General features: G+C 55.3%; 22 protein-coding genes. 11 read left to right on the forward strand and 11 right to left on the reverse strand.

Translation table 11 applies throughout. From position 1 onward, the window contains the following. Window positions 1-115: 115 nt before the first annotated feature. Together DCX48_09400 and DCX48_09405 are read right to left on the reverse strand one after the other, a co-directional pair. Window positions 116-547 (reverse strand): carboxymuconolactone decarboxylase family protein, encoded by a 432-nt coding sequence (locus tag DCX48_09400; GenBank protein QXE14694.1) that lies wholly within the window; start codon window positions 545-547, stop codon window positions 116-118. Between the two features lie 140 nt (window positions 548-687). Then, window positions 688-1,119, reverse strand: coding sequence for a GNAT family N-acetyltransferase (locus DCX48_09405; protein ID QXE14695.1), 432 nt, complete (start codon window positions 1,117-1,119; stop codon window positions 688-690). Between the two features lie 91 nt (window positions 1,120-1,210). Here DCX48_09405 and DCX48_09410 point away from each other — a divergent pair, with 91 nt between their 5' ends. After that, on the forward strand, window positions 1,211-2,629 hold the full coding sequence (locus DCX48_09410; protein ID QXE14696.1) for a PLP-dependent aminotransferase family protein: 1,419 nt from the start codon (window positions 1,211-1,213) through the stop codon (window positions 2,627-2,629). A gap of 40 nt (window positions 2,630-2,669) precedes the next feature. On the opposite strand, the gene DCX48_09415 is transcribed toward DCX48_09410, so the two are convergent. Genes DCX48_09415 through DCX48_09440 form a run of 6 tightly spaced genes read right to left on the reverse strand, consistent with a single transcriptional unit; the run spans window position 2,670 to window position 10,466 of the window. Next, the gene (locus DCX48_09415) at window positions 2,670-3,719 is read right to left on the reverse strand and encodes a LacI family transcriptional regulator (GenBank protein ID QXE14697.1); all 1,050 of its coding nucleotides are present in this window, start codon (window positions 3,717-3,719) and stop codon (window positions 2,670-2,672) included. Then, window positions 3,719-4,771, reverse strand: a complete 1,053-nt coding sequence (locus tag DCX48_09420; protein QXE14698.1) for a carbohydrate ABC transporter permease — start codon at window positions 4,769-4,771, stop codon at window positions 3,719-3,721. The genes DCX48_09415 and DCX48_09420 overlap by 1 nt, the downstream gene beginning before the upstream one ends. Before the next feature lie 8 nt (window positions 4,772-4,779). Beyond that, window positions 4,780-5,778, reverse strand: a complete 999-nt coding sequence (locus DCX48_09425) for a sugar ABC transporter permease (GenBank protein ID QXE14699.1) — start codon at window positions 5,776-5,778, stop codon at window positions 4,780-4,782. Window positions 5,779-5,801: 23 nt separating this feature from the next. Continuing rightward, window positions 5,802-6,893, reverse strand: coding sequence for a sn-glycerol-3-phosphate ABC transporter ATP-binding protein UgpC (gene ugpC / locus DCX48_09430; protein ID QXE14700.1), 1,092 nt, complete (start codon window positions 6,891-6,893; stop codon window positions 5,802-5,804). A gap of 2 nt (window positions 6,894-6,895) precedes the next feature. After that, entirely contained in the window at window positions 6,896-8,002 is a 1,107-nt protein-coding gene (locus DCX48_09435; GenBank protein ID QXE14701.1) for a glycoside hydrolase family 105 protein, read from the reverse strand. Window position 8,003: 1 nt separating this feature from the next. Further along, window positions 8,004-10,466, reverse strand: a complete 2,463-nt coding sequence (locus tag DCX48_09440; GenBank protein ID QXE14702.1) for a hypothetical protein — start codon at window positions 10,464-10,466, stop codon at window positions 8,004-8,006. Between the two features lie 444 nt (window positions 10,467-10,910). On the opposite strand from DCX48_09440, the gene DCX48_09445 reads away from it, so the two are divergent. From DCX48_09445 to DCX48_09475, 7 genes are all read left to right on the forward strand, one after another. Continuing rightward, window positions 10,911-12,218 carry a carbohydrate ABC transporter substrate-binding protein gene (locus DCX48_09445; protein QXE14703.1) on the forward strand — a complete coding sequence of 436 codons (1,308 nt, stop codon included), beginning with the start codon at window positions 10,911-10,913 and terminating at the stop codon, window positions 12,216-12,218. Then, entirely contained in the window at window positions 12,215-12,766 is a 552-nt protein-coding gene (locus tag DCX48_09450) for a glucosamine kinase (protein QXE14704.1), read from the forward strand. Before DCX48_09445 ends, DCX48_09450 begins: the two co-directional genes overlap by 4 nt. Beyond that, complete coding sequence (locus DCX48_09455) at window positions 12,763-13,671, forward strand: glucosamine kinase (GenBank protein QXE14705.1); 909 nt, start codon at window positions 12,763-12,765, stop codon at window positions 13,669-13,671. Before DCX48_09450 ends, DCX48_09455 begins: the two co-directional genes overlap by 4 nt. Window positions 13,672-13,833: 162 nt before the next feature. After that, the gene (locus DCX48_09460; GenBank protein QXE14706.1) at window positions 13,834-15,657 is read left to right on the forward strand and encodes a phosphoesterase; all 1,824 of its coding nucleotides are present in this window, start codon (window positions 13,834-13,836) and stop codon (window positions 15,655-15,657) included. 606 nt (window positions 15,658-16,263) lie between these two features. Next, a complete protein-coding gene (locus DCX48_09465; protein ID QXE14707.1) occupies window positions 16,264-16,974 on the forward strand; it encodes an ABC transporter ATP-binding protein in 711 nt (236 codons plus the stop codon). Continuing rightward, window positions 16,971-17,825 (forward strand): metal ABC transporter permease, encoded by an 855-nt coding sequence (locus DCX48_09470; protein QXE14708.1) that lies wholly within the window; start codon window positions 16,971-16,973, stop codon window positions 17,823-17,825. The genes DCX48_09465 and DCX48_09470 overlap by 4 nt, the downstream gene beginning before the upstream one ends. A gap of 39 nt (window positions 17,826-17,864) precedes the next feature. Next, a complete protein-coding gene (locus DCX48_09475; GenBank protein QXE14709.1) occupies window positions 17,865-18,743 on the forward strand; it encodes a metal ABC transporter substrate-binding protein in 879 nt (292 codons plus the stop codon). Between the two features lie 64 nt (window positions 18,744-18,807). On the opposite strand, the gene DCX48_09480 is transcribed toward DCX48_09475, so the two are convergent. The 3 genes from DCX48_09480 to DCX48_09490 all read right to left on the reverse strand — a co-directional run bounded on the left by DCX48_09480 (window position 18,808) and on the right by DCX48_09490 (window position 22,069). Further along, window positions 18,808-19,623, reverse strand: a complete 816-nt coding sequence (locus DCX48_09480; GenBank protein ID QXE14710.1) for a DeoR/GlpR transcriptional regulator — start codon at window positions 19,621-19,623, stop codon at window positions 18,808-18,810. Between the two features lie 144 nt (window positions 19,624-19,767). Next, on the reverse strand, window positions 19,768-20,748 hold the full coding sequence (locus tag DCX48_09485) for a D-threonate 4-phosphate dehydrogenase (protein QXE14711.1): 981 nt from the start codon (window positions 20,746-20,748) through the stop codon (window positions 19,768-19,770). After that, the gene (locus tag DCX48_09490; GenBank protein ID QXE14712.1) at window positions 20,741-22,069 is read right to left on the reverse strand and encodes a four-carbon acid sugar kinase family protein; all 1,329 of its coding nucleotides are present in this window, start codon (window positions 22,067-22,069) and stop codon (window positions 20,741-20,743) included. The genes DCX48_09485 and DCX48_09490 overlap by 8 nt, the downstream gene beginning before the upstream one ends. Before the next feature lie 235 nt (window positions 22,070-22,304). Between DCX48_09490 and DCX48_09495 the strand changes: the two genes are divergently transcribed. The 3 genes from DCX48_09495 to DCX48_09505 all read left to right on the forward strand — a co-directional run bounded on the left by DCX48_09495 (window position 22,305) and on the right by DCX48_09505 (window position 25,847). Further along, entirely contained in the window at window positions 22,305-23,441 is a 1,137-nt protein-coding gene (locus DCX48_09495; GenBank protein ID QXE14713.1) for an iron-containing alcohol dehydrogenase, read from the forward strand. 67 nt (window positions 23,442-23,508) lie between these two features. Continuing rightward, window positions 23,509-24,393, forward strand: a complete 885-nt coding sequence (locus DCX48_09500) for a dihydrodipicolinate synthase family protein (protein ID QXE14714.1) — start codon at window positions 23,509-23,511, stop codon at window positions 24,391-24,393. Between the two features lie 38 nt (window positions 24,394-24,431). Further along, window positions 24,432-25,847, forward strand: a complete 1,416-nt coding sequence (locus DCX48_09505) for a sodium:solute symporter family protein (GenBank protein QXE14715.1) — start codon at window positions 24,432-24,434, stop codon at window positions 25,845-25,847. The last annotated feature ends 3 nt before the right edge of the window (window positions 25,848-25,850 follow it).

A 25,850-nucleotide genomic window follows, 5' to 3' on the forward strand; every position in this document is an offset into this window, starting at 1 on the left:
TTTAAATATCAAGGGGCGTTCGATGCGAACGCCCCTGTAAACCTCGAATCCTGCTACCCGCCCGTTGATTAGGTTCTTCCTGTCAACACGGTGCCAGCAAGCGGGTACTCATACCTTATTGGCGCATGCCGATCGCTAAGCGATTAAAGGCACTCATCAGCGCAACAGCAAAGCTCAGATCGGCGATCTCTGCATCGCTGAAATGCGCCTTCAGCGGCTCGAAATCTTCATCAGGCGCGTGGCTGCGAGCCACATCCACAAGCGATTCAGTCCAGGCCAACGCCACACGCTCGCGTTCATTGAACTGTTCACTCACACGCCAGCCAGCCAGACTGTCCAGCTTCGCATCCGGCACGCCATCAGCACGCAGAGCCGACGCATGCATCTCCAGGCAGAAAGCACAGCCATTAATTTGCGAAACACGCAGATAGACCAATTCGATCAGTTGTTTTCCAAGGCTGCTCTTGTTCAGAGCTTTCTTGGCAATGCCGAACCCTTGATAGGCTTCTGCCGAAAGGGTTTGGTAGGGCAAGCGAAGCATACTCATAGAAGATCTCCAATAAGAAATGAAAGAACGAGAAAATAAGTCAGCGCATGGTGTGTCTGAGTCCATGTTTCAACCATCGGAGTAACCCGACCTTGCCACCCAAAGTGACCGCAAAGCAGTGGGTTCATGGCTCTTCACACCTATAGCGCTTGGCTGAAATGCAGGCCTTTGGAAAGTAAGCCCTGACGAAAATAGAAGCGTTGCGCCAGCGCATTGCTCAAGGCCGTATCGAGCACCAGATGAGCACAGTTTTGCCGCTGCGCTTCCTCGCGCATTGCCTCGATCAGCTGACCGCCAAGCCCCTGATCACGGACACCTACAGCGGCCACAAGATCATCAACATAGAGGAATCGGCCATACAATAGATTTTCCTGAACGCGGTAGCCCACCAACCCCATGACGAGATCGTCCTGCCATGCCGCCAGCAGACGATAGCCTTGCCCAGCTTGACGACGGGCCTGCGCAGTGAATGTGGCTGCATCAGGAAGATGAGGCCGCAGCTCCCGCATAACATCGAAGCAAGCCAGGTAGTCCTGATCACTCTCAATGAGGCTTAATCGAAAGGTGCTCATGCCAATTTCCTTGTAATGAAGCCAGTATGTTAGGAAAATCATGACCCATAAGAAAGGTGCAAGAATTGAGTAAATGAATGGGACATAACGTATGGACATGCAGCAACTAAAGCCAAGCAGGGAACACGATGCACCGCTCTATTTACAGCTGTATCGACGCTACCGAGACGCTATTATCGCCAGAAAACTTCATCCAGGCGATCGCGTACCGTCCGTACGCAGCCTTGCCAGTGAACTGAATCTGGCACGAGGCACGGTTGAAATGGCTTATCAGATGCTAGCCAGTGAAGGCTATTTCCTGACTCGCGGCCCAGCGGGTACCATCGTCTCACCCCAGTTGGAAAAGCTGACCGAATCGGGATACAGCACCACATCCCTTTCTCAAATACCTTCACGCCCGCAAATCGAGACCGCTCAAGTACAACCTTTCCAACTTGGCTTGCCTGCACTGGATGCCTTTCCCCGCAAGACCTGGGCGCGCCTAGCCGGGCACAACTTACGCACTCTGGATACGGCAGCCATGATCTCTCCAGATCCAGCGGGCTATGAACCGCTTCGTCGAGCCATCGCTACCTATCTGGGGATCTCGCGCGGCATCACTTGCACACACGAGCAGGTGTTCATCACCGCTGGCTATCGGGGAGCGCTGGAACTGGTGTGCCGCACGTTGTTGCAACCTGGCGACATTGGATGGTTCGAAGATCCCGGCTATATCTTCGCTCGCCAGTTCTTGGCGCGAGCAGGTATGCATCTGGAACCCGTTCCGGTGGATGAGGAAGGCCTGAATGTGGACATCGGTCAACAGCGAGCCGCAGAGGCACGTTTTGCCGTGGTAACTCCCACGCACCAAAGCCCCATGGGGATGGCGTTGTCATTGCCCCGACGACTGCAACTGCTGGAATGGGCCAGCCACCACCGATCATGGATCATTGAGGACGACTACGACAGCGAGTTCCGTTACCACGGCCGGCCATTACCTGCGCTGAAAAGCCTGGATCGCGATGGGCGCGTGCTCTACACCGGCACCTTCAGCAAGGTGCTGTTTCCCGGCCTACGCTTAGCTTACCTGGTTGTCCCTGAACCGCAGATCGAGCGCTTCAGGGATACGGCAAATCATTTTTGCTGCGCGGGATCGATCCTACCCCAAGCCACAGTGGCGAATTTCATGGAGCAAGGTCACTTTGCTCGCCATTTGCGCAGGATGCGTTCACTGTATGCCATTCGGCGCGGCTATCTCGTTGATGAGCTTTTGCAGGCATTAGGTTCACACCTGACCGTTCAGCCACAGGCAGGCGGTATTCATGTGCTAGCTACGCTGACCGCCCGTGGCAACGACCAGTCTCTGGCAGCCGCCGCTCAATCTCATGGCCTTGCCATTCAGGCGTTGAATGACTGGCGAACGAGCAAAACATCACGTGGAGGGCTTCTTATGGGATTCACTAATGTGACCGAACCTGCGATGGCAAAGGCATTGGTGCATCGACTGGCAGCGGCCATCGGATTATCGTGAAAGGGTTATCCACAGCCGGATCGTGCTGCTGCCCGTGAGCTCAACCGGTAGTAGTCCCCACTCGCCGCACTGATTCTCTGACGACCACCTGCCCCGCCAGTTCGGTGCGTTGGGCAATACCGAGCGCCTGTGAGGGCGTCATTTGCTGCGCCAGCAGCTGTAACGCAGCACGGGCGATCGTTTCAAACGGCAGATGTACCGTGGTGAGCGAAACCGGCAGCATGTCGAATGGCAGAATGTCGTCCATGCCCATCACCGACATATCTTCCGGCACCCGAAGTCCGTGCTGATACAGCGCGTCGATCACGCCGATAGCCTGATTATCCGCAGCGCAGAAAATCGCAGTGACGCCTAATCTATCGGGGTTCGCCGTCAGCCAGCGCAACAGCGCATCACGTGCCGTGCGCGGGTGGAAATCCGGCAGTGACAGAATCAGATCGTCATCCACCGCAATACCCGCCTGTGCGAGCGCATCACGATAGCCACGTTCACGCTGTTTGATCGTCATGCGCGACGTCCAGGTCAAATGCAGGATCCGCGTATGGCCCTGATCGATCAGGTAACGCACTGCGGCGGCGGCGGCATAGTGGTTGGCTGGCGTGACGCTACTCAGACGCATTGAGGGATCTTCACCATTGATCAGCACCGCCGGAATTCCACTTTCCGCGACGGCGTTCAGCAGCGTTGGGTGATCATCATTCACGATCAGAATGCCGCTCTCTTTTCCGCCCTGAAGTTCACGCAACAGCTGCTGTTCGTTAATGGTGTCGTGTTCCCCCAGAAACGGACGCAGTTGGATATTACGTTGTAAACACAGCGTTTTCAGGGCGTTAATCAACGTCAGCGACACCAGATTGTACTCACTTTCCAGCATCAGGTTGCGCGGCGTCGCCAGCAAAATGTGGCGCAGCGGTTCCGTCGGTGCGGCGGTCGCTTTGCCTACTTTATGCAGCGGATAACCCTGCTCGGTCGCAATCGCCATGATGTGCTGCCTGACTTTGGCACTGATCGGTGCCGTACCGTTCAGCGCGCGGGAAACCGTGCTGATAGAAACCCCCGCGCGGTCGGCAATATCCTTGAGTGTCGCCATTATTTCATCCCCGTGTTGGCAATCCCCGTCGTGATGTATTTTTGCAGGAAGACGAACACCGCCGTCACCGGCAGAAGCGAAAGCATCGTCATCGCCAGTATATAGTGCCACTGCACTGAGAACTGCCCCTGAAACGCATTCAGACCGATTTGCAGCGTAAAATTATCCTGACTGGAGAGGACGATCAGCGGCCAGAGGAAATCATTCCAGCGCCAGATCACCGAGAAGATCGCCAGCACTGCCAGCGCGGGTGCGGTCAGCGGCAGGATGATCTTCCAGTAAATACGGAACTCGCTGGCGGCATCGATCCGCGCCGCCTCGATCAGCTCATCGGGGATCGTCAGCATGTATTGCCGCAGCAGGAATACGCCAGTCGGCGTCGCGACTGTGGGGATAATCACGCCCCACAGGTTATCGCCCATATTCAGGCCAATCACCACCAGAAACGTCGGCACCATCACCACCGACAGCGGGATCATCATGGTGGAGAGGAACAGCGTCAGCACCGTGCCGCGACCGCGAAACTCGTATTTCGACAGCGCAAAGGCCGCCATCGAACTGAGCAACAGGGTCAGCAGCGTCGCCATCACCGTCACGAATACGGTGTTCTTCAGGTAGGTGGCAAAGTGGAACTTCGTTATCGGCGTCGTGTAGTTCTCCGTCTCCAAATGCAACGCCTTCATCGGCACCAGATCTTTAGTCGACACACGCACCACTTCATTCGGCACATCCGGGTTCACCAGCTGTGCGATAAGCCCAATGCGCCTGACCAGCGCCATGGTTTTCGCTTCACCGTCTTCCTGCTTAACCTGCCACAGTTCCAGCGGCTTCGGGTACTCCGGCAGCGTGATGGTATCCGCCGCCTGCGGCAGAAAACTCGGCGGAAAGCGGTTAATCTCCGCGGGTGTTTTGAACGATGACATGGCAGCCCACATGACCGGAATCATCACCAGCAGCGTGCCAACCACCAGCCAGACCCAGCTCATGATATCCGTAATATGGATGCGCCCCGGATGACGGGTGCGGGTAAGAAAGGCGATTATCTTCATCATGGCTCCCGTTATTTTTTCCCTTCCAGCCGACGCGTCAGCAGGAACTGCAATGCCGTCAGGATCATCAATACTACGCCCATCAACACCGAGGCTGCCGACGCCAGCCCGTAGAGTGATGCATTCGACGAGAAGGCGGTCTGGTAGATGTACTGCACAATAAAGCTGTTGGCCGTGCCCGGGCCGCCGCCGTTGGTTAACACCCAGGCTTCATCGAAGATCTGCACACTGTTGATGGTCAGCAGAATCACCACGACCAGAATGTTCGGTGCCAGCAGCGGCAGCGTCAGCCGATAAAAACCGCGCCAGCGCGAGGTGCCATCCACCGCCGCCGCCTCGTAGATATCACGCGGGATCGCCTGCAATCCGGCCAGCAGAATCAAGGTATAAAATCCGACGTGAAACCAGACAGAGACAAACACCACCCAGAAACGCGACAGTGTTGGATCGAGCAGAAAGGTAATCGGCTGTCCGCCCAGCGACGACAGCACCAGATTCAGCAAGCCGTTACGATTAAGAAACCACTGCCAGATCAGGCCAACCACCACCGGTGACAACAGTACCGGATAGAAGAACATCGCACGGAAAAAGCCCCGAGCGACAATCTTGCGATTGAGGATCAGTGCCGTCACCAGCGCCACCAGCAGCGTGCAGAGCACGTTGAAAAAGGTGAACGACACCGTGTTGTAGACGCCGGTCCAGAACAGATCCTGTTCACAGCTCGACGGGTCGGCGTAGTTGCCACAGCTCAGCAGCGTGGAGAAGTTAGCCACGCCCACATACGGGCGCTCCCACAGCAGGATATTGGTGCCGCCGGTGAAGGCGTAGCACACCGACAGCAGAATCGGAATAAAGACAAAAACGGCGAACAGCAGCATGTTGGGCGCGATAAAAAACCACGGCATCACTTTGCGGCCACCAAATTTTTGTAGCAGATTCACCGCTTTTTCCACTGGCGTCACCAGCTTATCGATCAGCGATCCTGCGGGCAGTAAGGCAATCTTTTTCATGTCGTCCTCTCCCGTCGCGATAATTAATGCTCGGTGCAGCGCGGCAATGTGTCATCCGTTTCACCATCGAACAGATGGCAATACGTTGGCGGAAAGCGCACAAACACCGACTCGCCCGCAGCGAACTCGCGGTGCTGCGCCAGATGGACGATCATCTCGTCGTCAATGCCGCCCATCCGCCCATAGATAAAGGTTTCATGCCCCATCATCTCGCAGCGATCGACACACAGTGCAATTCCCTCGCCTTCTTCCACGACTTCACAGTGTGAAGGACGAATCCCGAGCGTGACGTTCTGCCCGACGGTGCCGATAAACGGCAGCACCAGACGATTGCCGGACGGGCACTGCACCTCGACGCCGTCGGCACAAGTGGCGACAATCTGCGCCGGGAACATATTCATGCGCGGTGAGCCGATGAAGCCCGCGACGAACTTGTTTTTCGGCCGATTGAACAGCTCCAGCGGCGTACCAACCTGCTCGATGCGACCGGCATTCAGCACCACAATGCGCTGTGCCATCGTCATCGCTTCTACCTGATCGTGAGTCACGTAAATCATGGTGGTACGCAGTTTCTGATGCAGGCGGGACAGCTCGCCGCGCGTCTGCACGCGCAGCTTGGCATCGAGATTGGAGAGCGGTTCATCAAACAGGAACAGGTCAGGCTCACGCACGATAGCGCGACCAATGGCAACGCGCTGCTGCTGTCCCCCCGACAGCGCACGCGGCCTGCGATCCAGATAGGGTTCCAGCCCCAGCATGCGCGCAGCCTCATCAATGCGACGGATGATTTCGTCTTTGGGGAAGTGCAAATTTTCCAGCCCGAACGCAAGGTTCTTGCGCACCGAGAGGTGCGGGTAGAGCGCATAAGACTGGAATACCATCGCAATCTTGCGCTCTGCTGGCGTGAGATCGTTCACCTTGCGGTTGTCGATCAGCAGCTCGCCGTTGCTGATTTCTTCCAGACCGGCAATCATGCGCAGCAGCGTGGATTTTCCACAGCCCGACGGGCCGACAAAGACCATGAACTCGCCATCATGAATCGTTAAGTCCACGCCTTTGATGATGCTCACCGCACCGTAATTTTTGTGGACGTTTTTCAGTTCCAGACTCGCCATTGTCAGCCCTCGCAAACAGAATCTAACTGTGCCAATAACATCAGCATGACCAGCGCCTGCCCGTAAGGCACGGCAACATTGGGAATATCGCGATAGAACTGCAAATCATGTCCCATCGCCGTGCCGTCCGAGACACCTTGCACCACACCCTGTGCGTCAATCTGCGCCACCACGGCGGCATAGCCTTTTTCCAGCACGTCCTGCGGAAAATCGTGCAACATCCCTAGCCGACGCGCCGTCAAAATCCCAGCAATAAACCCGGCGCTAGCGGAGGTTTCCAACGGTGAATCCGGGTCATCCAGCAGAGTGTGCCACAGGCCAGAATCATGCTGGACACGCGCCAGCGTCGTCGTTTGCTGTTCCAGAATCGCTTCCAGCGTGCGCAATACCGGCACGGATAGCTGATCCTCCGCCAGCACCCGCATTTCCGGCAGCACCAGCGTGATCCAGGCGTTGCCGCGTCCCCAGAATGCATCGGCATAGTGATGGCGACCAACGAACGTCCAGCCGTGATACCACAGCCCGCTGCGCACATCGGCCAGATAGCGCGCGTGGGTGAGGAGCTGATATTCCGCCTCTTCGATCAAATCGCGACGGGAGAGTAATTTCCCCGCGACCACCAGAAACAGACCGGCCATAAACAGCGTATCGTCCCAGAGTTGCCCGGTATTCGGCCGCTCTTTCACCGTGTGCTGGAAACCGCCATCCTCAGTTTTTGGCAGCGAGTGCAGCAGCCAGTCCGCCCAGTCGCTCACGGTTTCACGCCACTGTGTAGGCGCATCCGGCTTGTCCTGACACAGTAGCGCCAGCACCAGCATCGGTGCCGTCGAGTTGATCTGGCGCGGTGGTAACCCGGCATCCAGTTTTTGCTGATACCAGTTCGCCAGCGTCGTCAGCATGGTGTCATCCTGCGTCAGATGCGCCAGCTTCCAGAAACCGTACAGCCCGACGCCGACTTCCCAATCCCACTCTTCAAATTGAATCGTCAGCCCGGCATCCGGTACGTCGTCCTGCGTTACGCTGTCGATAGCTTTCAGGCGGCAAAACGCCCGCGCCACCTGCGCCAGCAGCGCTTCGGTTTGTTGTCGGTTAAGTGAACCTGTCTGCATGTCATGGGTTTCCTGTGTTGAACTGCGGGACGACCGGGACATCGTCGGGAAAAATGAAAGGCCGCTGGGCTACGCTGAATCCAGTCTCGTGGCTAAAGGCCAACTCGCCGTAATCGGGGTCGTCGATACGCACGCCGTTGCTATCCTGAACCAATGAGCGCCCTCGGAAGCGGGCAGCGAACGCGGCGAATCCTTCCGCGTCGTCGCCGCTGTCTACGGCAACGAACCAGACGTTCTGTTCGCCATATGCCCGCAGCTCGCCTTCAGCCTGCTGGCCTGCGGTCGCAAACGGCTGTAGCCCTGCGGGATTATGGAAGGCGGCATAGCCGTTGCCGCCGCGTACGAAGCACCAGGCGTCTTCAACGATGACCTCATCCAGCGAGGTTTGTGGCAGATAAAGGTGCGTCCATGGGCGGATATCCTGTTGCAGATCGAACACTATTAGCGCGCGATTACGGTGCTGCATCAGGTGTGGCAAACGTCCGTTTCCCGCCCAGTAAGAAGGACGGTGTACGCCGTCAGGGCGATCCTCGCCGGGGTGGTTCACCCACAGGCGAGCGGCATAGTGCGTACCCAGTCGCACATCCAGCAGATGTTGTTGATGTCCGGGCTCGCCGGGGTGATGGTCGAAAACGGAGGAAAAGGCGACATCGCGCTGCTTCCAGGCAATGATACGGGCGCTGCGGTTCAACCCCTGTACCCAGCGCGCTTCTGCGCCGTGCGGTAGTGACCAGTGCGCAATCTGATCTGTCGCTTCCGGCGGCTGATAATCGCTCAGGCACAGCAGCGGCAGCGCGGCACAGTGTGGGATCAGCCAGCCTTCGCCCCACATCAGCGCACACAGGCCGGACAGCTCAGTCAACATGCCGGAACGCAGCTCTTTATCGTAGGCGCGTCCCATCGTGCCAACCGCGACACCATTCTGATGCACCCACGCCGTCATCAGCATGATGCGGTCAATCACTACGCGAGATTTCTCCCGCAGATCGGCGTCCTGCGCCAGTTCATACAGCGCCACCAGCCCAATCAGATCGATAGGGTAATAGGCCGCCGAATTCCACTCCACCAGACCGTGTTCCAGAATGGAATCAAACCAGCGCGTCAGGCGTTCGTGGGCAATCGTTTTCTGCTCCAGACCGCGACGGCCGCTGCACGGGAAGATGTCATCAGGGAAGTTTTGTCCGGCAAGATATTGCGCGACATGGAAGCATAAGCAGTGGTTTTCGCTCCAGAACCACATGGTGTCGTTACCCGGTTCATCAATCCAGTAACGGAAGCCAAGGATGGCGCTGCGCACGCGCCGCCAGTCCTGCGGCGGCAGCTGTTGCCCCTGATAGCGCTGCCATAGCCAAATCAGCGGCACCAGTTGGAAATCCGCACAGTCTTCACGACGGCTGATTTTTTGCAGCGCGCTGTTGAGAATCGGTGCGGCGGCATCGTTGCCCTCGCCTGTCGCGACAATCGCCAGCAACCGACCAAGGCGCTCAAAACCGTGCTGTGCCGTATGACACAACACCGTTTCACGCCGCGCTGGCAGCGTCGACAATGCGGGCAGCGTTTGCGATGGCAAACGCCCGAAGCTGAGGGTTCGCGTCAGCGTAATGCCATTGCAGGTCGCGGCGCAGACCAGATCGTAGTAGCCGACCAGAGCAGAAGGTAAATCCACCTGCCAGCCCAGATTGCCAGCGGGCAGCCTTTGTTGCTGCTGCCACGCAGGAACGGACTCGTTGACGTTGCCAATCAGGCGGTGCGCCATCGTCACGGACTCCGGCAGCGGCTGCGTACTGTTCAGCATCAGCACGGGCGGTTGGATCAGATTGTTTTCCAGCGTTAGTCCGTTAACCCAGCTATCCAGTGCGGCCAGTTGTTCGCTGAGCCCGGCGGCGGCGTCAAGCTGCCAGAAGAGCGTGTCTTCTCCCTGATAGCACAGGCTGAACAGGTAATCCGTATCGCGCTCGCACAGCTCTTCGCTATGCACCACCAGCGTATTCGCGCCTGCTTGCAGCGGCAGCGCGATATCACAGGTTTGTTCGGTGTTGCGGGTAAAGGGCGTAAAACGGGTAATCTGCTCACCGTTGAGCCATAACGTGACGCCGCCGCAGGTGCTGAGCGTAAACGGTGCCGCCTGCGTGCTGTCGCTATGAATCACGCAGCGGGAAAAACGCTGAACGTGAACTGGACACGGCCAGAAATCACTGAAATTCACGCTGCGGCTTTCATCGCCGCCACTCCACATCAACGGGAAATGAAGATCGTCGGGTAACGTCACTTCGCGCTTTGCCTCTTCCTGCAAAAAACGCACTCGGCAGGGTAAAACACCGACATCGACAAAACCGTTGATAAAGCGGTAGTTCACCTTATCCGGCAGCGTATCCGGCTCGGCGAAATAACGTTTTTCCGTCAGTTCGGTAATCAGAAACCGATTAATGACACCGTTCTTCTTTAATTTCCAACCGATATTCATGCGGAATCCTGTTTACGGTTTTGACAAATAAAATAACAAAAAGGTATGGCTTAACTTATTTGCACTCTCGCTGTGCATGCACTGCCAATATTTAGAGCGACGGGCGATTCCCTGCACCGTAAACTCGCAATCACAATGCAAATTTGCATTAAATTGTCTTTTGCATTCATTTATTGACATTTCGCATTAATAAATAAGATTCTCATATTTATATATGTGATTAATATCACAAAAATACTTTATTTAAACCAACATTTAAAATATCTTTAACCTGCCTCACATAAATCAGTCAGGCTTCTGTCCATGATTGCACGATGAAAATGACGGGTTAATGCAAATTTGCATTAATTAGGACATAGAATAAATCACAGGAAATAAAAATAACCTCGCAGGCAACGCCAGGGTATTTCAGCCATTAATCAAACCTATGATGTGGAGATGTTTATGATGCGTCCCAATACCGCGTTATTTTTTTCCGCCCTTGCGCTGGGGTTATTCAGCAACAGCGCGTTAGCTGCCAAAACGCAAATAACATTTTTATATAGTGACGACGATCCCGAATTAGTGCATTTCATGGAGCAGAAAGTTAAATCCTTCTCCCAAAGTAATGAACGCATCGATGTGAATTTCGTCAGCACCGGCTATAACGCGCTGCAAACACAGCTGCCGATGCAGTTGGCGGCGGGCTTAGGTCCCGATATTGCTAAAACGACGCAGATGGGGCTGCTTGGCTATACGCTGGATTTGCGCCCCTACCTGAAAGATCCTGCCGCCTTTGAGAAACGCTACAACACGGGTATCGAAAAGGTCATGCGCGTGAAAGGCGTGCATAAAGCCGATGCGCTGCCGGGCTTTGTCGCCTCCTGGACCGCCGACCTGCCGTTTATTAATGTGACGCTGTTTGAACAGGCTGGCGTTCCGCTACCACAGCCGGGCTACACGATTGATGATTTGATGAAAGCCTCGAAGCTGGTCGCGGAAAAAACCGGCGTCCATATCCCCTTCACCATCGACCGCAGCGGTTTCCGCTTCTCCGGCCCGGCTTACTCTTACGGCGCACGCTACGATAAAGACGGGCTGATCAACTTCCCGGATGCGGCGGCACAGCAGTGGATTAAAGATCTGAAGCGCTGGTCGGATGAAGGCGTGTTCCCACGCGAAATGTGGGGCGCGGCGGGCGGCGGTCAGTACAAGAGCATGGCGGACGATTTTGTGAACGGCAACATCGTGACCTACTTCTCCGGCAACTGGCTGTTGAACCAGTTCAGTAAGCAAATTGGCGACGGTTTTGACTGGAAAGTGCTGCCAGCGCCTTGCAAAGAGAAGTGTATCTCGATGGGTGGTGCGACCTTCATCATGCCGTTCACCACCACCAAACACCCGCAGGAAGTCGCCGAGTTCATGGAGTGGCTGGGCAGCGAACCGCTGCAACGTGAGATCGCCGAGCACTTCAATATCATTGTCGGTGCGGATATTGCCGATCTGCACTACCAGACTAAAGATAAGCACGTGATCGATGGCCTGAACACCGCGCGCGAAGAGATCAAAAAGATCCCATCTTACGTCTTTGATTGGGAACGCATGGAAAGTCTGGGGGCGAACGAACTGTACCCCATCATCCTGACGCGCTTTACCCAATACCTGAACGATCAGGTGTCGTTTGATGAGTATCTGCGCCTGACATCAAACGATGTGAAGCGCCTCAACGAAACGATCGCGACCAATCAACAACAGCGGAAAAACGCACCGTGAAATGGCAACTCAGGGAGATCGACATTGATGGCGATCGCCCCTTTGATCGAGCGCAGGAGCACACGTTGTGTGAGCAGCGCTGGCTGGGGAAAAACCGCTATCTTCTGGTCACTGGCGGTTTCACCCGGCTGCTGCATTGGCATGACGGACTCCTGACCTGTCGCGGCGGCGATAGTTTTCCCATCGGCAACCCGGCCAGCCTCTCGCGGCTGGGGCTGTGGGCGGTGCAGGAGATGCTTCAGGCCATTGAGGGCATTACTCCGCTTACGCCACTCAGCGACGCGCTGTTTCAACACTTCAATAAGAATGTCGATCGCGTGATCGACTGGTCAAAGCAGGCGCAGCCCACCGATTACGCCACGCTTGGGCATGTTGTGCTCACGCACCCGCACGACGCGCTGGCGGTGCAGTTGCTAACACGCTGCGCCAGCGAGTTAACCTTACTGCTGAACAGCCTGCCGGACTCACAGACTGAAATTGTCAGTCTCAGCGGCGATCTGGCGGTTGCCTGCCTTCCCTATCTGGATTCAGAAGCGAGCGCATCATGACGACATGGCTCTATGCGGGTGTGGATGGCGGCGGCACAGGCTGTCGGGCACGAATTTATCAGGCCAACGGTACGCCGCTCGGACAAGGACACGGCGGTCGCGCCAATCTGCTGCTCGGCGTGGAGAACGTACGCCAGTCGGTAGACAATGCCATTGCACAGGCGTTGAAACACAGCGGGCTTTCACCGGATGACGTATCTCGGCTGAAAGTCGGACTGGCCCTCGCCAGTGCGGAACATCGCACCGCCTATGATGCCTTTCTGGCGCTGCCACATCCTTATGCCACTCAGGTGCTCAATACCGATGCGCTCGGTGCCTGTCTGGCCGTCAATCAAGGGAAAGATGCGGGCGTGGTCATCGCCGGAACGGGCTCCTGCGGGCTGGCGTGGCAGAACCAAACGATTACTGCCTACGGCGGCCATGAGTTCCCGATTTCCGATCAGGGCAGCGGCGCACGCCTCGGACTGGCGGCGCTGCAACACACCTACGATGTGCTGCAAGGCTGGCGCGCACCGTCTGCGCTCAGCCAGAGCATTGACGATTTCTTTTGCGCCAGCGCAGCACACGCGCAGGCCGCGAACACGCTTGACGCACTACAGACGTTTAGCCAGCAGGCGAAACCGAGCGACTACGCGCAGTTCGCCCGCCACGTATTTGACTGCGCTCAGCAGGATGATGCCGTTTCTCACGCGCTGCTGGCACAGACGGCCAGTGAAATCTGCCTGCTATTGGCCGCCGTGGCACGTCACGCTTCACCTCGTTTATCGCTCATGGGCAGCATCGGCCTGCACATTCGGCCCTGGCTGCCGGACGAGTGGCAATCCCAACTCGCCGTTCCGATGGGTGATGCGCTCGACGGCGCACGATTGATTGCCTGTCATGATTATGCGCTATACCCCAAATAATTCGAGTTGCATGAAGGCGCAATCGAGCGAATGCCCAAGAGCTTACACTAGTAAGTGACTGGGGTGAGTAAGGGCAGCCAATGCACAAGCAGCTTGAAGTATGACAGGTATATACCGCTAATCCTTTGGGTTCGACCAGCAACCCCGCCTATGGAGATAGTCATGGAATCACTCACTCGCAGAACCTTCGTTAAGCTCGGTGCAGGCAGCGCCATTACGCTAGCTGGCGGCTTTTTTCACGCGAATGCCGATGCAGAAACGCCCACAGTGCCGCTGCGCATTGCGATTATTTCGGATGTTCACGTCCACAATATCTACGGCAACTACGATTTTGACGGTCTGCCCGATGCGCAGACTGGAAAGAAGCTGACCATTCGCACCCTGAAAGATTCGGTGAATTCGACCCGCATCTTCAACGAGCCCTACTTTGCGCTGCTGGCCGCGCTGGACGAACTGGCAAAACAGCAGGTGAAATACGTCGTGCTGTCCGGCGATTATTCTGATGACGGCCAACAGCCTACGGTTGAAGGCATTGCCGCCATCCTGACGCAGTATGAACAGCGTCACGGCATGCGCTTTTTCGCCACACCGGGCAACCACGACGTTAACCGCCCGCAGGGTGATGATTCCTCAGAGAGAATGCTCAATGCGGATGGCAGCAACACCATGCTGAGCAGCAAATCCGACGTCAAACTCGGTGATGCACAGTCACTGATCGTCACGACCAAGATGCAGGCGCTCGGCTATGAGCGCGGTCTGCCGCTGATGAAACCGTTTGGTTTCTTTAAGCGTGACGATTTTCTGCACTGGGAAACACCGTTTGGTGGCAGCGATGAACTCAGCCAGCGCCAGTATCTCGCCCGTTCACCGGACGGCAGCAAACAGTGGAACATTGTCGATGCCTCCTATCTGGTGGAACCGGAAACGGGGCTGTGGCTACTTTCCATCGATGCCAACGTGTATCAGGTCAAAGACGGCCCGGAAAAACGTGAAGAGATTAAAGGCTACTCTACCAGCAGTGACACTGGCTGGAACGCCCTGCTGACGGAAAAGCCCTTCATGCTGCCGTGGGTGAAATCGGTAGTACAGCGAGCGAAAGCGCAGAATAAGAAGCTGCTGGTGTTCTCGCACTATCCGCTGGTCGATTTCCTCGATGGCACGGTGGAGGACGAAAAACAGCTCTTTGGCAGCAACAGCTTCATCAAGCGTACGCCACGACCGGAGGTTGCCGAACAGGCGCTGGCGGCGGGTATCCGTCTGCACTTCAGCGGCCACCTGCACGTCAACGACACGGGCGTGTATCGCGGTTCACAGGGGACGCTGGTGAATGTGGCAGTGCCGTCGCTGGCCGCTTACCCGCCAGCCATGAAGTTGGCGACGCTGCATAGCGACCGAGTCGATATTGATACGCTGGTGCTGCGCAACGTGCCGCAGTTCAACCACCTGTTCCCGTTTTATCAGAAAGAGCTGGATCGCACTGGCGAACCGCTGGGCGACATTCTGAAAAGCCGTGATTACTACGACTTCCTGCATCATCATCTGGCGCTGCTGGTACGCCAGCGTTTTCTGGTGAAAGACTGGCCGGAAGATTTATCGCCCCTTATCAACACACTGAACTGTGCCGATCTACTGTGGATCGCGCAGCAACAGGAACCGCTCAACGCCAAAGCACTGCCCGATGCCGCCGAGCGTAAACCGAGCGCGGTAGCAGGCACCGATGGGTTACAGGATATTTCTCTGCTCACGCTGGTGACCGACTGGTATTGCCTGCGCAACGGCAGCGATCTCGCCTGGCGAGATATTCCGCAGGCGCGGGTGAAACAGTATCGCGCACTGCTGACAGCCTACACGCCGACCACCACGCTGCCGCCGGACTGCCTGCAATACCGCTTCGGCCTGATGCTGAAAATCCTCGCGGGATATATCAACGATGAGCCAGCGACTCGCTTTGTGGTTGATATGCAGGGGAATTTATCAGCCGTGTAATGTGTTCCCATCTTCAAGCACGCTAATCGGTTTTATCTGTGAGTACTGAGGGTGTTTCGTGCGCTTCGAGCACGGTTATCTTCATGCTACGTCGTAGCACGCGCCCGACATAGGGGGCTACGCCAGCCCCCTATGAACCCCGGCTTTTTGGCGGGAATTATGCCGCTAACGCGGTGCCTTCGGTGCTCATGACCGCTTTTCGAGCCGCCAGTGACGCGTTCCCTACGCGGCACTGGCTTTCGCGGCATCCATGCCGCTCACTCAGCGTTCATGTTCTCCTCAGCATAATTTTTTACGCCGTGAAAAGAAGAACCATCGCGATATGCGTTGGCTGGGGTTTGTCAGCAGTGCTCGAAGCGCACGAAATATTGCACACCTTTCAGCAATCACAGCAATCACACCAAATCTCCCCAATCGTCTTACATACTTTTTTACCTATTGCCTCTATCGTCGCCGCTAAAAAGTGATACGTTATAATATAACAATTAATCTTTTACCGATGATAATGACAAGTTTTTACTCTCTCTCCGCGCTGAAGCGCGTGTTACTGGTTTCGCTGCTGTTGGCACTGCTGTGGCTGATGGTCGGGTGGGCGGTGATGTTGCCATGATTGCCCTACAGGAATTGGCCTTTGGCTACCGTGGTCAACCGCCACTCGCGACGCTCAGCGGCTGTTTTCATCAGGGATCGCTGACGGCGGTTATTGGTGCGAACGGTACGGGGAAATCTACGCTGCTGAAAACGCTAGCGGGTTTGCTGCCACCGCTTTACGGCACATTCAGCCTCGGTAACGGCGGCAAAGAGAATGCTATCGGCTATTTACCGCAGCTCTCCGAATTCGATCGGCAGTTTCCGATTAACGTACGCGATCTGGTGCTGATGGGGTCGCTGCCCCATCGCGGATTGTTACGGAGTATTAACGCCAACTGGCACCGCAAAGCCATTAACGCACTCGACGCCGTCTCAATGGGAGATTTTGCCGACCACCATATTGGCGTCCTGTCCGGTGGACAACTACAGCGCGTGCTCTTCGCGCGGCTATTACTGACGCAGGCTCCAATCATTCTGCTGGATGAACCCTTTACCGGCGTCGATAGCCAAACCACACAGACACTCTTGCAGATTATCGAGCAGCTTCATGCCGAAGGCAGAACCATTCTGGCCGTATTGCACGATATGGAGCTGGTTGGGCAGCACTTTCCGGCTGTTTTACAACTCACCCCGTACGGCCATCGCTGGGGAGATGCTCAACCCATATTACATAGCCTGCGCAAGGCCGAAAGTGATACGCCAACGCTCAGGATCGTCACGTCATGATGCTATTTCACCTTATTACTTCTCCTTTTTCAGAATTCGGCTTTATGCGCCGCGCGCTGGTTGGCTGTCTGGTGCTAACGCTGAGCGCCGCGCCGTTGGGCTGTTTTCTACTGTTACGGCGTATGAGCCTGATTGGCGATGCGCTGTCGCATGCGGTATTACCCGGCGTGGCAATCGGCTATCTCATCTCGGGGATGTCACTGCTGGCGATGGGAATCGGCGGCTTTATTGCCGGGCTGTCCGTCGCCATGCTCTCCGGCTTCGTCACGCGCCACACGGAATTAAAAGAGGACGCCAGCTTTGCCGGATTTTACCTCGGCTCGCTAGCGCTTGGCGTCACGCTGGTTTCACTGCGCGGTTCCAACATCGACCTGCTGCATGTGCTGTTCGGATCGATTCTGGCGGTGGATCGCGCCGCGCTGATCGATATTGCGCTGATCGGATCCGCCTCCTTGCTGGTGTTGGCAGTGATCTATCGGGCGCTGGTGATTGAATCGTTTGACGTGACCTTCCTGCGCATCAATTCAGGGCGCTATCGGGCGCTGATCCACGGCCTGTTTCTGTCGCTAGTGGTGCTGAATCTGGTCGCCGGATTTCAGCTGTTAGGCACGCTAATGACGGTCGGCATGATGATGCTGCCTGCCGCCAGCGCCCGATTTTGGACGCAGCGCCTGCCCGTCATGCTCGGTATTGCGGTGCTGCAAGGAATGGTCGCCAGCCTGATCGGGCTGCTGTGGTCTTACTATGCCGAGCTGCCTGCTGGCCCCGCCATCATCCTGACGATGACGCTGTTTTTCTGTTTCTCGGTCTGTGTTGGTCACCACGGTGGGCTGTTACGCCTGCGCCGTTGACTGATTAATCTCGTTATTTGCAACTTTTGTGAGGGAAGAATGAAACGTTCACTGTTAGCTATCGCGTTATCCGGCCTGCTGCTTAGCCCACTGGCGATGGCAAAGAATCTTGATGTTGTTGCCAGCTTTTCCGTACTTGGCGATATGGTCAGCCACATCGGTGGCGATCGCGTCACCGTGACCGATCTCGTCAAGCCGAATGGCGATCCGCATGAGTTTGAACCGTCGCCAAAAGACAGCAAAACGCTGGCTCACGCCGATCTGGTTTTCGTTAACGGGCTGGGTCTGGAAGGGTGGATCGATCGTCTGGTCACCGCCTCCGGCTACCATGGCGACGTCATCACGGCATCCAACGGCATTGAAACACGCTCGATGGTGGAAGACGGCAAAACCGAAACCGACCCGCATGCCTGGAACAGCATGAGCAACGGTGTGGTGTACGCGCACAACATCGTCAACGCGCTGGCAAAAGCAGATCCACAGAATGCCGATTACTATCGTCAGCAGGGTGAAGCCTACATCAAGCAGCTACAAGATCTGGATCGCTACGCGAAGAAAACCTTTGCCGACATTCCACCGGAAAAACGTAAAGTACTCACCAGCCATGATGCATTCGGCTACTTTAGCCAAGCCTACGATGTGAAGTTCCTGTCGCCTGTGGGCTATTCTACCGAATCCGAAGCCAGCAGCAAAAAAGTGGCCGCGCTGATTAAGCAAATCAAACAAGAGAAGGTGAAAAGCTACTTCATTGAAAACCAGACCGATGGACGTCTGGTGAAGCAAATCGCCAATGCCAGCGGCGCACAGCCGGGTGGTGAACTGTATCCAGAAGCCCTAACCGACGCGTCCGGCCCGGCAGCAACCTATACAACCGCGTTTAAACACAACGTCGATACCCTCGCCGCCAGCATGAAGTAAGTGTATTACCTTTAGCCAGCGCTCGGGGATGTAGGAAAGAAAATGCCACGGATGGCATCCTCGCTTACACCAGCGTCAGATTGAACGCTTTGCCTTTCAGTTGCTCCTGCACCTCGGGCGCTAACGCGCTGTCGGTAACGATATCCGTCAGATCCGATAAAGGCGTGACGCAGAACAGGGAATACGCGCCATATTTACTGCTGTCAGCCAGCAATATTCGACGGCTGGCATTCGCGCCGAGATCTTGCTTCACGCCCGCTTTCTCTTCCGTCGGCGTGGTGACACCTTTGTCCAGACTCCACGAGTTGCAGCTGATAAATGCAATGTCCGGGTAAATGCTGCGTAGCAGACGACGGCCATGTTCACCAATACAGGACTGGCTGCTGTCATCAATACGCCCGCCGATGATCGTCACTTCGATCTGCTTAAACTCAGACAAAAACAGCGCAATTTGCAAATCGGCGGTAATCACGCGCAGCGGCAGGTGCGTCAGGTTCCGCGCCAGCTCCAGCATGGTCGTTCCCGCATCCAGCACCACCGCGCTGCCCGGCTTAACCAACGTCGCTGCATAGCGCGCTATCGCCTGTTTTTCCTGAAGGCTACGATGTAATTTCTCATTCGTGGTCGGCTGGGAAGGAATAAAACGATTGAGCGTCACGCCACCGTGACTGCGGCTAATCACACCCTGCTCGTCCAGCTTGATCAAGTCACGACGGATCGTCGCCGGGGAAGCGTCGATCACGGACACCAGTTCATCGACCGTCACCAGATTATGGCTTTTTAGATAATCCATAATCTGATCAAGACGGCTCTGCCCTCTTACTTTATCCCCGCTCATGCGGAAAGCATCGGTTAATGTAGGATCCACGGCGATATCCATCTTGCTGTTGTTAGCGATATATTCTTGGTTGCAGGATACCAGAAACCTTCCCAATCGCGGGAAGGAAGATATCCTGCAATGCGCACTGTATCGCGTTTTATTCGCTTACAAAACCGCGCTAACAGCGCCGGTCGTCACCGCAAATCAGGCCAGTTGCATCGCGAGCTGAATAGAGATCGCCATGCTTTCAGGCTTCGCTTTACCCGTCCAGGCAATGTCAAACGCCGTACCGTGGTCAGCCGACGTGCGGATAAACGGCAACCCAGCAGTAATATTCACGCCATCATAAAAGCCTAGTAGCTTGAGCGGGATGTGCCCCTGATCGTGATACATCGCCACCACCATATCGTACTGGCCTTCATACGCCTGCAAATAGACGGTATCCGGCGGGCACGGGCCATAAACATCAATGCCTTTGGCTTTCATCGCTTCAACCGACGGCGACACGATCTTGATCTCTTCGTCACCAAATAGGCCATTCTCACCCGCATGCGGGTTAACTCCGGCAACGGCGATACGCGGATGGGTAAAACCGACGCGTTTGAGGAAGACATCTGCCATGTCGATCACCGTTTCCACGCGATCGCGGTTCAGCGTATCCAGGAATTTACGCAGCGCGATGTGCGTTGAAACATGGATAACCTTCAACTTATCGGTATACAGCACCATCGCATAGTCACGGCTGTTGGTCAGCTTCGCCAGCAGTTCGGTGTGGCCCGGATAAAGATGGCCCGCCGAGTGCAGCGCTTCTTTATTCAGCGGTGCGGTCGCAATCGCGTGGACTTCACCCGCCATCGCCAGCGCGGTCGCTTTCTTGATGCAGCGGTAAGCCAAATCGCCCGCCTGTGCCTGAACGATACCCGGCTTTAGCGCCTGCGGATCTTCCAACGGTTCATCAATGATGTTGATGACGCCCGGCGCAAATACCGCGTCAGCCGGTTTATCAATGATTTTCAGCTCGACTGTTGGCACCACGTTCAGCGCCAGAATGCGTCGCATCGTCTGTACGCAGCCCACCACCACAGCGGATGCGCCGGAAAGCTCGCCTTCGGCCAGAGATTTGATAATAATTTCCGGTCCAATCCCTGCCGGATCCCCCATCGTTACCGCAATAATTTTACTCACTGACCTTCTCCTCAATAAAACGTAAAACATCGAGCAAAGTAGTTTCGTTACCAAAACCCCCCGCTTTAGTCATCACAGGGGTCATGCCGACAATGCTGTTCAGCAGGTATCCCCAAGGCACGCAGGATGCGATTTGCCCCTTAATCTGAAAACCGGTAGCGCCCAGTGCGGTTGCCACGGCAATCGCAATATCACCACCCGATAAATACAATCCCCCCGGTAAGCGTCGGCGAGTGCCGTCCGCCGCTAGGCTATCTAGTGCCTGAACAATGTTGCGCGTAAGTTCCCCCAGATAGTGGCTGATCGTTTCGCCAAGCTGCTGGCGGCTAAGCCCAAGCTCCCGACAGCGCGCGTCGATCTCGAAGCGCTGATTCTCGTTGTGACAGGTTCGAATAATGCAATGGTGGCCGTTCGTCAGCGCCTTCAGCGCATCCTCACACTGGGACGCCATGACGGTGGATGAGTCGGGTGAAAAGAGCGCATTGATGTCGATCTCAACCAGCGTGACATCACTGCGCAATCTGGCGGCTGCAATCTGTTTTTGAGCAATATCGCTCATTGACCCGACGACAGCCAGCAGCGGCTTTTCAGTTTTGCGCGTAAAATCCTGCGCAGTCGCCAGCGCGTCGCTCAGGCCTGCCGAGCCGACCAGTAAGGGGCGAAACGGCAATGCTCTGGCGGCGTTAACGATGTGTGTCAGATCGTCCTGCACGTCGGTATCGAGAATAATCAGGCGTGTACCCTCGTCCGCCAACTGCTGCAAACGGTGGGCTAAATTGGCCTGACGCACCTCATCAAGATGTATCTCTGCTACTGATAAAGCAGTTTGTTCCGCCAGACGGGCGGCGATAGAAGCCGAGGTCACTGGCGTTTTTGGATCGCTGGCAAATTCCGTGTCGGTAAGCAGACGACCATTAACCCAGACTTCACCTTGTCGGGTAACGCGCCCCAGCGTCGGCGACGCCGCAGCAATCAGCGCAACAGGTACATCAGCCGCAGACAGCGCAGCGGCCACTTCCGCCCCCAAATTCCCACGCAGCGTCGAGTCAATTTTCTTAATAATCCAGCCTTTCCCGCCCACAGCCTGCCAGGCGGCTACCGCTTCGGCAGTACGTTGAGACGCCACGTCGTCACGCGCCGCACGGCTATCGGTGTTGATGACCACCGCATCGCCCAGTAAATCCGCATGCAGTGTATTAACGTCAAATACGACGCTAACCCGAGCCCCCTGCTGCGCCAGACCGACGCCCGCATCATTGGCACCCGTAAAGTCATCAGCAACAACTAATACCTGTCCTGCTGATTGCTGCACGTTTGGCATACCTCATCCTCGGTTCATGATTACCTGACAATGATTATATTGAATCACATTTGATTATATGTGAGCAATATCAAATTATTTAAAAGGAATTTCACCTATAAATTATCACCACGATGTGGCAAATGGCGTTTAGCAGTGACTAAGAACACTCCATTTGACTGAAAGTAATCACCATCGCAACCATTATCATCACGATAACGCTCTGGCGAAGAAGAGAAAAGGCAAGGTAATAAGCATGAATATCAATAGCACTATCCTCAGCGGTTACCGGGTACTTCAGGACATTAGTCACCTGTTGGCAGGGAAACAGCACGTTTTATTTGTCACCGACAAAAACATCGTCGGGCTGCCTGACGTTCAGGCGCTGATCGCACAAGTTAAGCAAGCCGTTCCGCAGGTTCTGTTGGTTGATAATGTGCCTGCCGAGCCAAGCCAGCACGACGTTGCCCACATACTGAGTCAGCTCACACAAACCCAGACCGATCTAGTCATTGGCGTAGGCGGCGGCAGCGTACTGGATGTCGCCAAACTGCTTTCCGTGCTGTGCGCAGGCGATGAAACCGTCACGCTGGATAGCCTGCTGACAGGAGAAAAGCCAACTCGCCGCACGACATCCCTGCTCATCCCGACCACCGCAGGAACTGGTTCAGAAGCCACGCCGAATGCCATTCTGGCGATCCCGGAAAAAGAGACCAAGGTCGGCATTATTACGCCCGTGATGCTGCCGGACTATGTTGCACTGGTGCCGGAGCTGACCATCAGCATGCCGCCACATATTGCCGCCTCAACCGGTATCGACGCACTCTGCCACCTGATCGAGTGTTTCACCTCGACGATTGCCAACCCGGTCAGCGACAACTACGCGCTGATTGGCCTGAAGAAGCTGTTTGCCAACCTTGAAACGTCTGTGCGCGAACCGAGCAATCTGGAAGCCAAGCTGAATATGTTGTGGGCGTCCTATTACGGTGGTGCCGCCATTGCCCACTCCGGTACGCATCTGGTTCACGCCATGTCTTACCCGCTAGGCGGTAAGTACCACATCCCACACGGCGTCGCGAACGCCATCCTGCTCGCCCCTTGCATGCGCTTCGTGCAGGACGCTGCACAGGACAAATTCGCTCAGGCGTATGACCTGCTGCCGGATGCCGATCTAACGCTCGGTACCGCGGAAAAAGCGCAGGCGCTGGTGACCTATTTCAGTGAGTTGGTCAAACGACTCAATCTGCCCAACACCTTACAGCAGCTTGGCGTGGAAAAAGATCACCTGCCCTATCTGGTCGATGCCGCGTTACAGGTTCAGCGTCTGATGAAAAACGTACCGACACAAGTCAGTGCCGACGATGTCCGTGAGGTGTACCTGACCCTGTTTTAATAGCGCGGTTTTGAATAGAACGATTTTAAGTTTCCACCTTTTTGATTACGTGTAACGAGGAAGAATAATGAGTAAGAACATTACCGGCGTCCTGACCGCCATCGTCACGCCGTTTGATAACCAGGGCGAATTTAACCCCGCTGCCATGCGTCTTCAGGTTCAACGCCAGATGCGCTATGGCAACGGTATTTTCTGTAACGGCACCAACGGTGAGTTTTTCGTTCTGCACACCGATGAGAAAGTCGCCGTCACGGAAACCTGCGTTGATGAAGTTGCCGGAAAAGTGCCGGTTGTCGGCCACATCGGTGAAATCTCCACGCGGGAAACCATCAAGCTCGGCAAGCGCATCGCCGAGCTGGGTGTCGATGCCGTTTCTGTCATCACCCCGTATTTCATTCCACTAAAACAGGAAGAGCTGATCGCCCACTACACCGCCGTCGCCGATGCGCTGACCGTGCCGGTGTTTCTCTACAACATTCCTGCACGCACGGGAAATACGCTGGCACCGGAAACCGTCCGCACGCTGGCGGATCACCCGAACATCATCGGCATCAAAGACAGCGCAGGCAGCTATGAAAGCCTGAGCGGTTATGTGCAAGCGGTGAAAGGTGTGCAGGGCTTTAACGTACTGAATGGCCCAGACTCGCTCATTCACCAGGGCTTTGTTGACGGCTGCTCCGCCTGTATCTCCGGGCTGGCTAACGTGGCACCGGAAGCGATCAGCCAGATTTGGCACCGTTTCCATGCCGGTGACATTGAAGGCTCCCGTCAGGCACAAGAACAGGTTGCCGAATTGCGTAAGACACTGTACGCCATCGCGTTCTCACCGGCTGTGGTGAAGAAAGCGCTGGCAATCATGGGTGAAGATGTCGGCGTTAGCCGCTATCCGATCCAGTTTTCCGCACAGGATGAAGACAACATCCGCAACATACTTAGTCAATTCTCGCAGTAACAGAGAAATTTCAATTTCCACTTATAGGCCGAGAAGATATGAACCATTTTGATTTTACCGACACCCTCATAATCATTGGGATGATTGTATTTTATATCGCATTCACCTCATGGTTGACGCTCAAATTACGCAGTAAATCCAGCGCCGAGTTCATGGAAGGATCGCGTGCGCTACCGGCGTTTATCGTCGGTGTTCTGCTGATGACCGAGTTCATCGGTGCCAAATCCACAGTAGGTACGGCGCAGTCCGCCTTCGAAAACGGTATCGCCGCGTCCTGGTCAGTGATTGGCGCGGCCATCGGCTTCCTTCTGTTTGGGATGATTCTGGTCAAAAAGATCTACAACACGGGTAAAGTCACCATTTCCGGCGCAATTGCCGAGAAATACGGGACATCGACCAAGAACATCATTTCAATCATCATGATCTATGCTTTGTTGCTGGTGAACGTGGGCAACTACGTCAGCGGCGCAGCAGCCATCTCAACCGTGCTAAAAATTTCCCTGCCCGTGGCAGCCCTGATCACCGCCATCGTCAGTACTTTCTACTTTTACTTTGGCGGCTTAAAAGGTGTTGCTTATGTAACGTTGATTCACAGCGCCTTGAAATACGTCGGTGTGATGATCATTTTGTTCGTGGCGCTGAAAATGACCGGTGGCATTACACCGATGATTGAGAAAATGCCGGATTACTACTGGTCATGGGACGGTAAATTGGGTGCCAGCACTATCTTCGCCTGGCTGATTGGCACCATTGGATCTATCTTCTGTACACAATTCGTCATTCAAGCCATCTCAGCTACCAAGGATGCAACTTCTGCAAAACGCGCCACTTGGGTCGCCTTCTTCTTCTGTATGCCGATCGCGATTGCTATCGCCGTCATCGGCGTCGCAGCGAAGTTTGTTCACCCTGAAATCAACAGCCTGTATGCAATGCCAATCTTCCTGCAAGATATGAACCCGTGGTTAGCTGGGCTGGTGACAACCTCATTGGTCGCATCGATTTTCATCAGCGTAAGTACCGTAGCACTGGCAATCGCCTCACTGATCGTGAAGGATTTTTACGTCCCGTACTATAATCCGACACCGGAAAAAGAGATGAAAATGACGCGTGTATTCTCGCTCATTATCGGATTCGCGCCGTTAATTTTCGTCCTGCTGGTGCCTGAAGTTCTGAAGCTATCGTTCTTTACCCGTGCCATTCGCTTGTCGATTTCCGTCGTTGCAATGATTGCGTTCTACCTGCCGTTCTTCAGCAGCACTCGCGGGGCGAACGCCAGCCTGATCTCAGCCTGTGTGGTCACCTCCGTTTGGTATATTCTCGGCAACCCATACGGCATCGATAACATGTATGTCGCGCTGGTTACCCCAGCTATTGTCATACTGATCGATCGCATGATTCCGAACAAAGCGAAAAAAATCAAAATTTCTCAAACTGAAAATAAATCAGGAGCTTGAGTA

This window comes from Pectobacterium atrosepticum, from assembly GCA_019056595.1.
Lineage (GTDB): Bacteria > Pseudomonadota > Gammaproteobacteria > Enterobacterales > Enterobacteriaceae > Pectobacterium > Pectobacterium atrosepticum.

What these genes read in the sequence shown, in the direction of transcription:
- DCX48_09460 (QXE14706.1), top strand. Translation starts at nt 13,834, where the DNA reads ATGGAATCACTCACTCGCAGAACCTTCGTTAAGCTCGGTGCAGGCAGC.
- DCX48_09480 (QXE14710.1), bottom strand. Translation starts at nt 19,623, where the DNA reads ATGGATATCGCCGTGGATCCTACATTAACCGATGCTTTCCGCATGAGC.
- DCX48_09435 (QXE14701.1), bottom strand. Translation starts at nt 8,002, where the DNA reads ATGCAGACAGGTTCACTTAACCGACAACAAACCGAAGCGCTGCTGGCG.
- DCX48_09410 (QXE14696.1), top strand. Translation starts at nt 1,211, where the DNA reads ATGGACATGCAGCAACTAAAGCCAAGCAGGGAACACGATGCACCGCTC.
- DCX48_09470 (QXE14708.1), top strand. Translation starts at nt 16,971, where the DNA reads ATGATGCTATTTCACCTTATTACTTCTCCTTTTTCAGAATTCGGCTTT.
- DCX48_09455 (QXE14705.1), top strand. Translation starts at nt 12,763, where the DNA reads ATGACGACATGGCTCTATGCGGGTGTGGATGGCGGCGGCACAGGCTGT.
- DCX48_09405 (QXE14695.1), bottom strand. Translation starts at nt 1,119, where the DNA reads ATGAGCACCTTTCGATTAAGCCTCATTGAGAGTGATCAGGACTACCTG.
- DCX48_09505 (QXE14715.1), top strand. Translation starts at nt 24,432, where the DNA reads ATGAACCATTTTGATTTTACCGACACCCTCATAATCATTGGGATGATT.
- DCX48_09500 (QXE14714.1), top strand. Translation starts at nt 23,509, where the DNA reads ATGAGTAAGAACATTACCGGCGTCCTGACCGCCATCGTCACGCCGTTT.
- DCX48_09400 (QXE14694.1), bottom strand. Translation starts at nt 547, where the DNA reads ATGAGTATGCTTCGCTTGCCCTACCAAACCCTTTCGGCAGAAGCCTAT.
- DCX48_09415 (QXE14697.1), bottom strand. Translation starts at nt 3,719, where the DNA reads ATGGCGACACTCAAGGATATTGCCGACCGCGCGGGGGTTTCTATCAGC.
- DCX48_09475 (QXE14709.1), top strand. Translation starts at nt 17,865, where the DNA reads ATGAAACGTTCACTGTTAGCTATCGCGTTATCCGGCCTGCTGCTTAGC.
- DCX48_09495 (QXE14713.1), top strand. Translation starts at nt 22,305, where the DNA reads ATGAATATCAATAGCACTATCCTCAGCGGTTACCGGGTACTTCAGGAC.
- ugpC (QXE14700.1), bottom strand. Translation starts at nt 6,893, where the DNA reads ATGGCGAGTCTGGAACTGAAAAACGTCCACAAAAATTACGGTGCGGTG.
- DCX48_09490 (QXE14712.1), bottom strand. Translation starts at nt 22,069, where the DNA reads ATGCCAAACGTGCAGCAATCAGCAGGACAGGTATTAGTTGTTGCTGAT.
- DCX48_09465 (QXE14707.1), top strand. Translation starts at nt 16,264, where the DNA reads ATGATTGCCCTACAGGAATTGGCCTTTGGCTACCGTGGTCAACCGCCA.
- DCX48_09445 (QXE14703.1), top strand. Translation starts at nt 10,911, where the DNA reads ATGATGCGTCCCAATACCGCGTTATTTTTTTCCGCCCTTGCGCTGGGG.
- DCX48_09420 (QXE14698.1), bottom strand. Translation starts at nt 4,771, where the DNA reads ATGATGAAGATAATCGCCTTTCTTACCCGCACCCGTCATCCGGGGCGC.
- DCX48_09440 (QXE14702.1), bottom strand. Translation starts at nt 10,466, where the DNA reads ATGAATATCGGTTGGAAATTAAAGAAGAACGGTGTCATTAATCGGTTT.
- DCX48_09425 (QXE14699.1), bottom strand. Translation starts at nt 5,778, where the DNA reads ATGAAAAAGATTGCCTTACTGCCCGCAGGATCGCTGATCGATAAGCTG.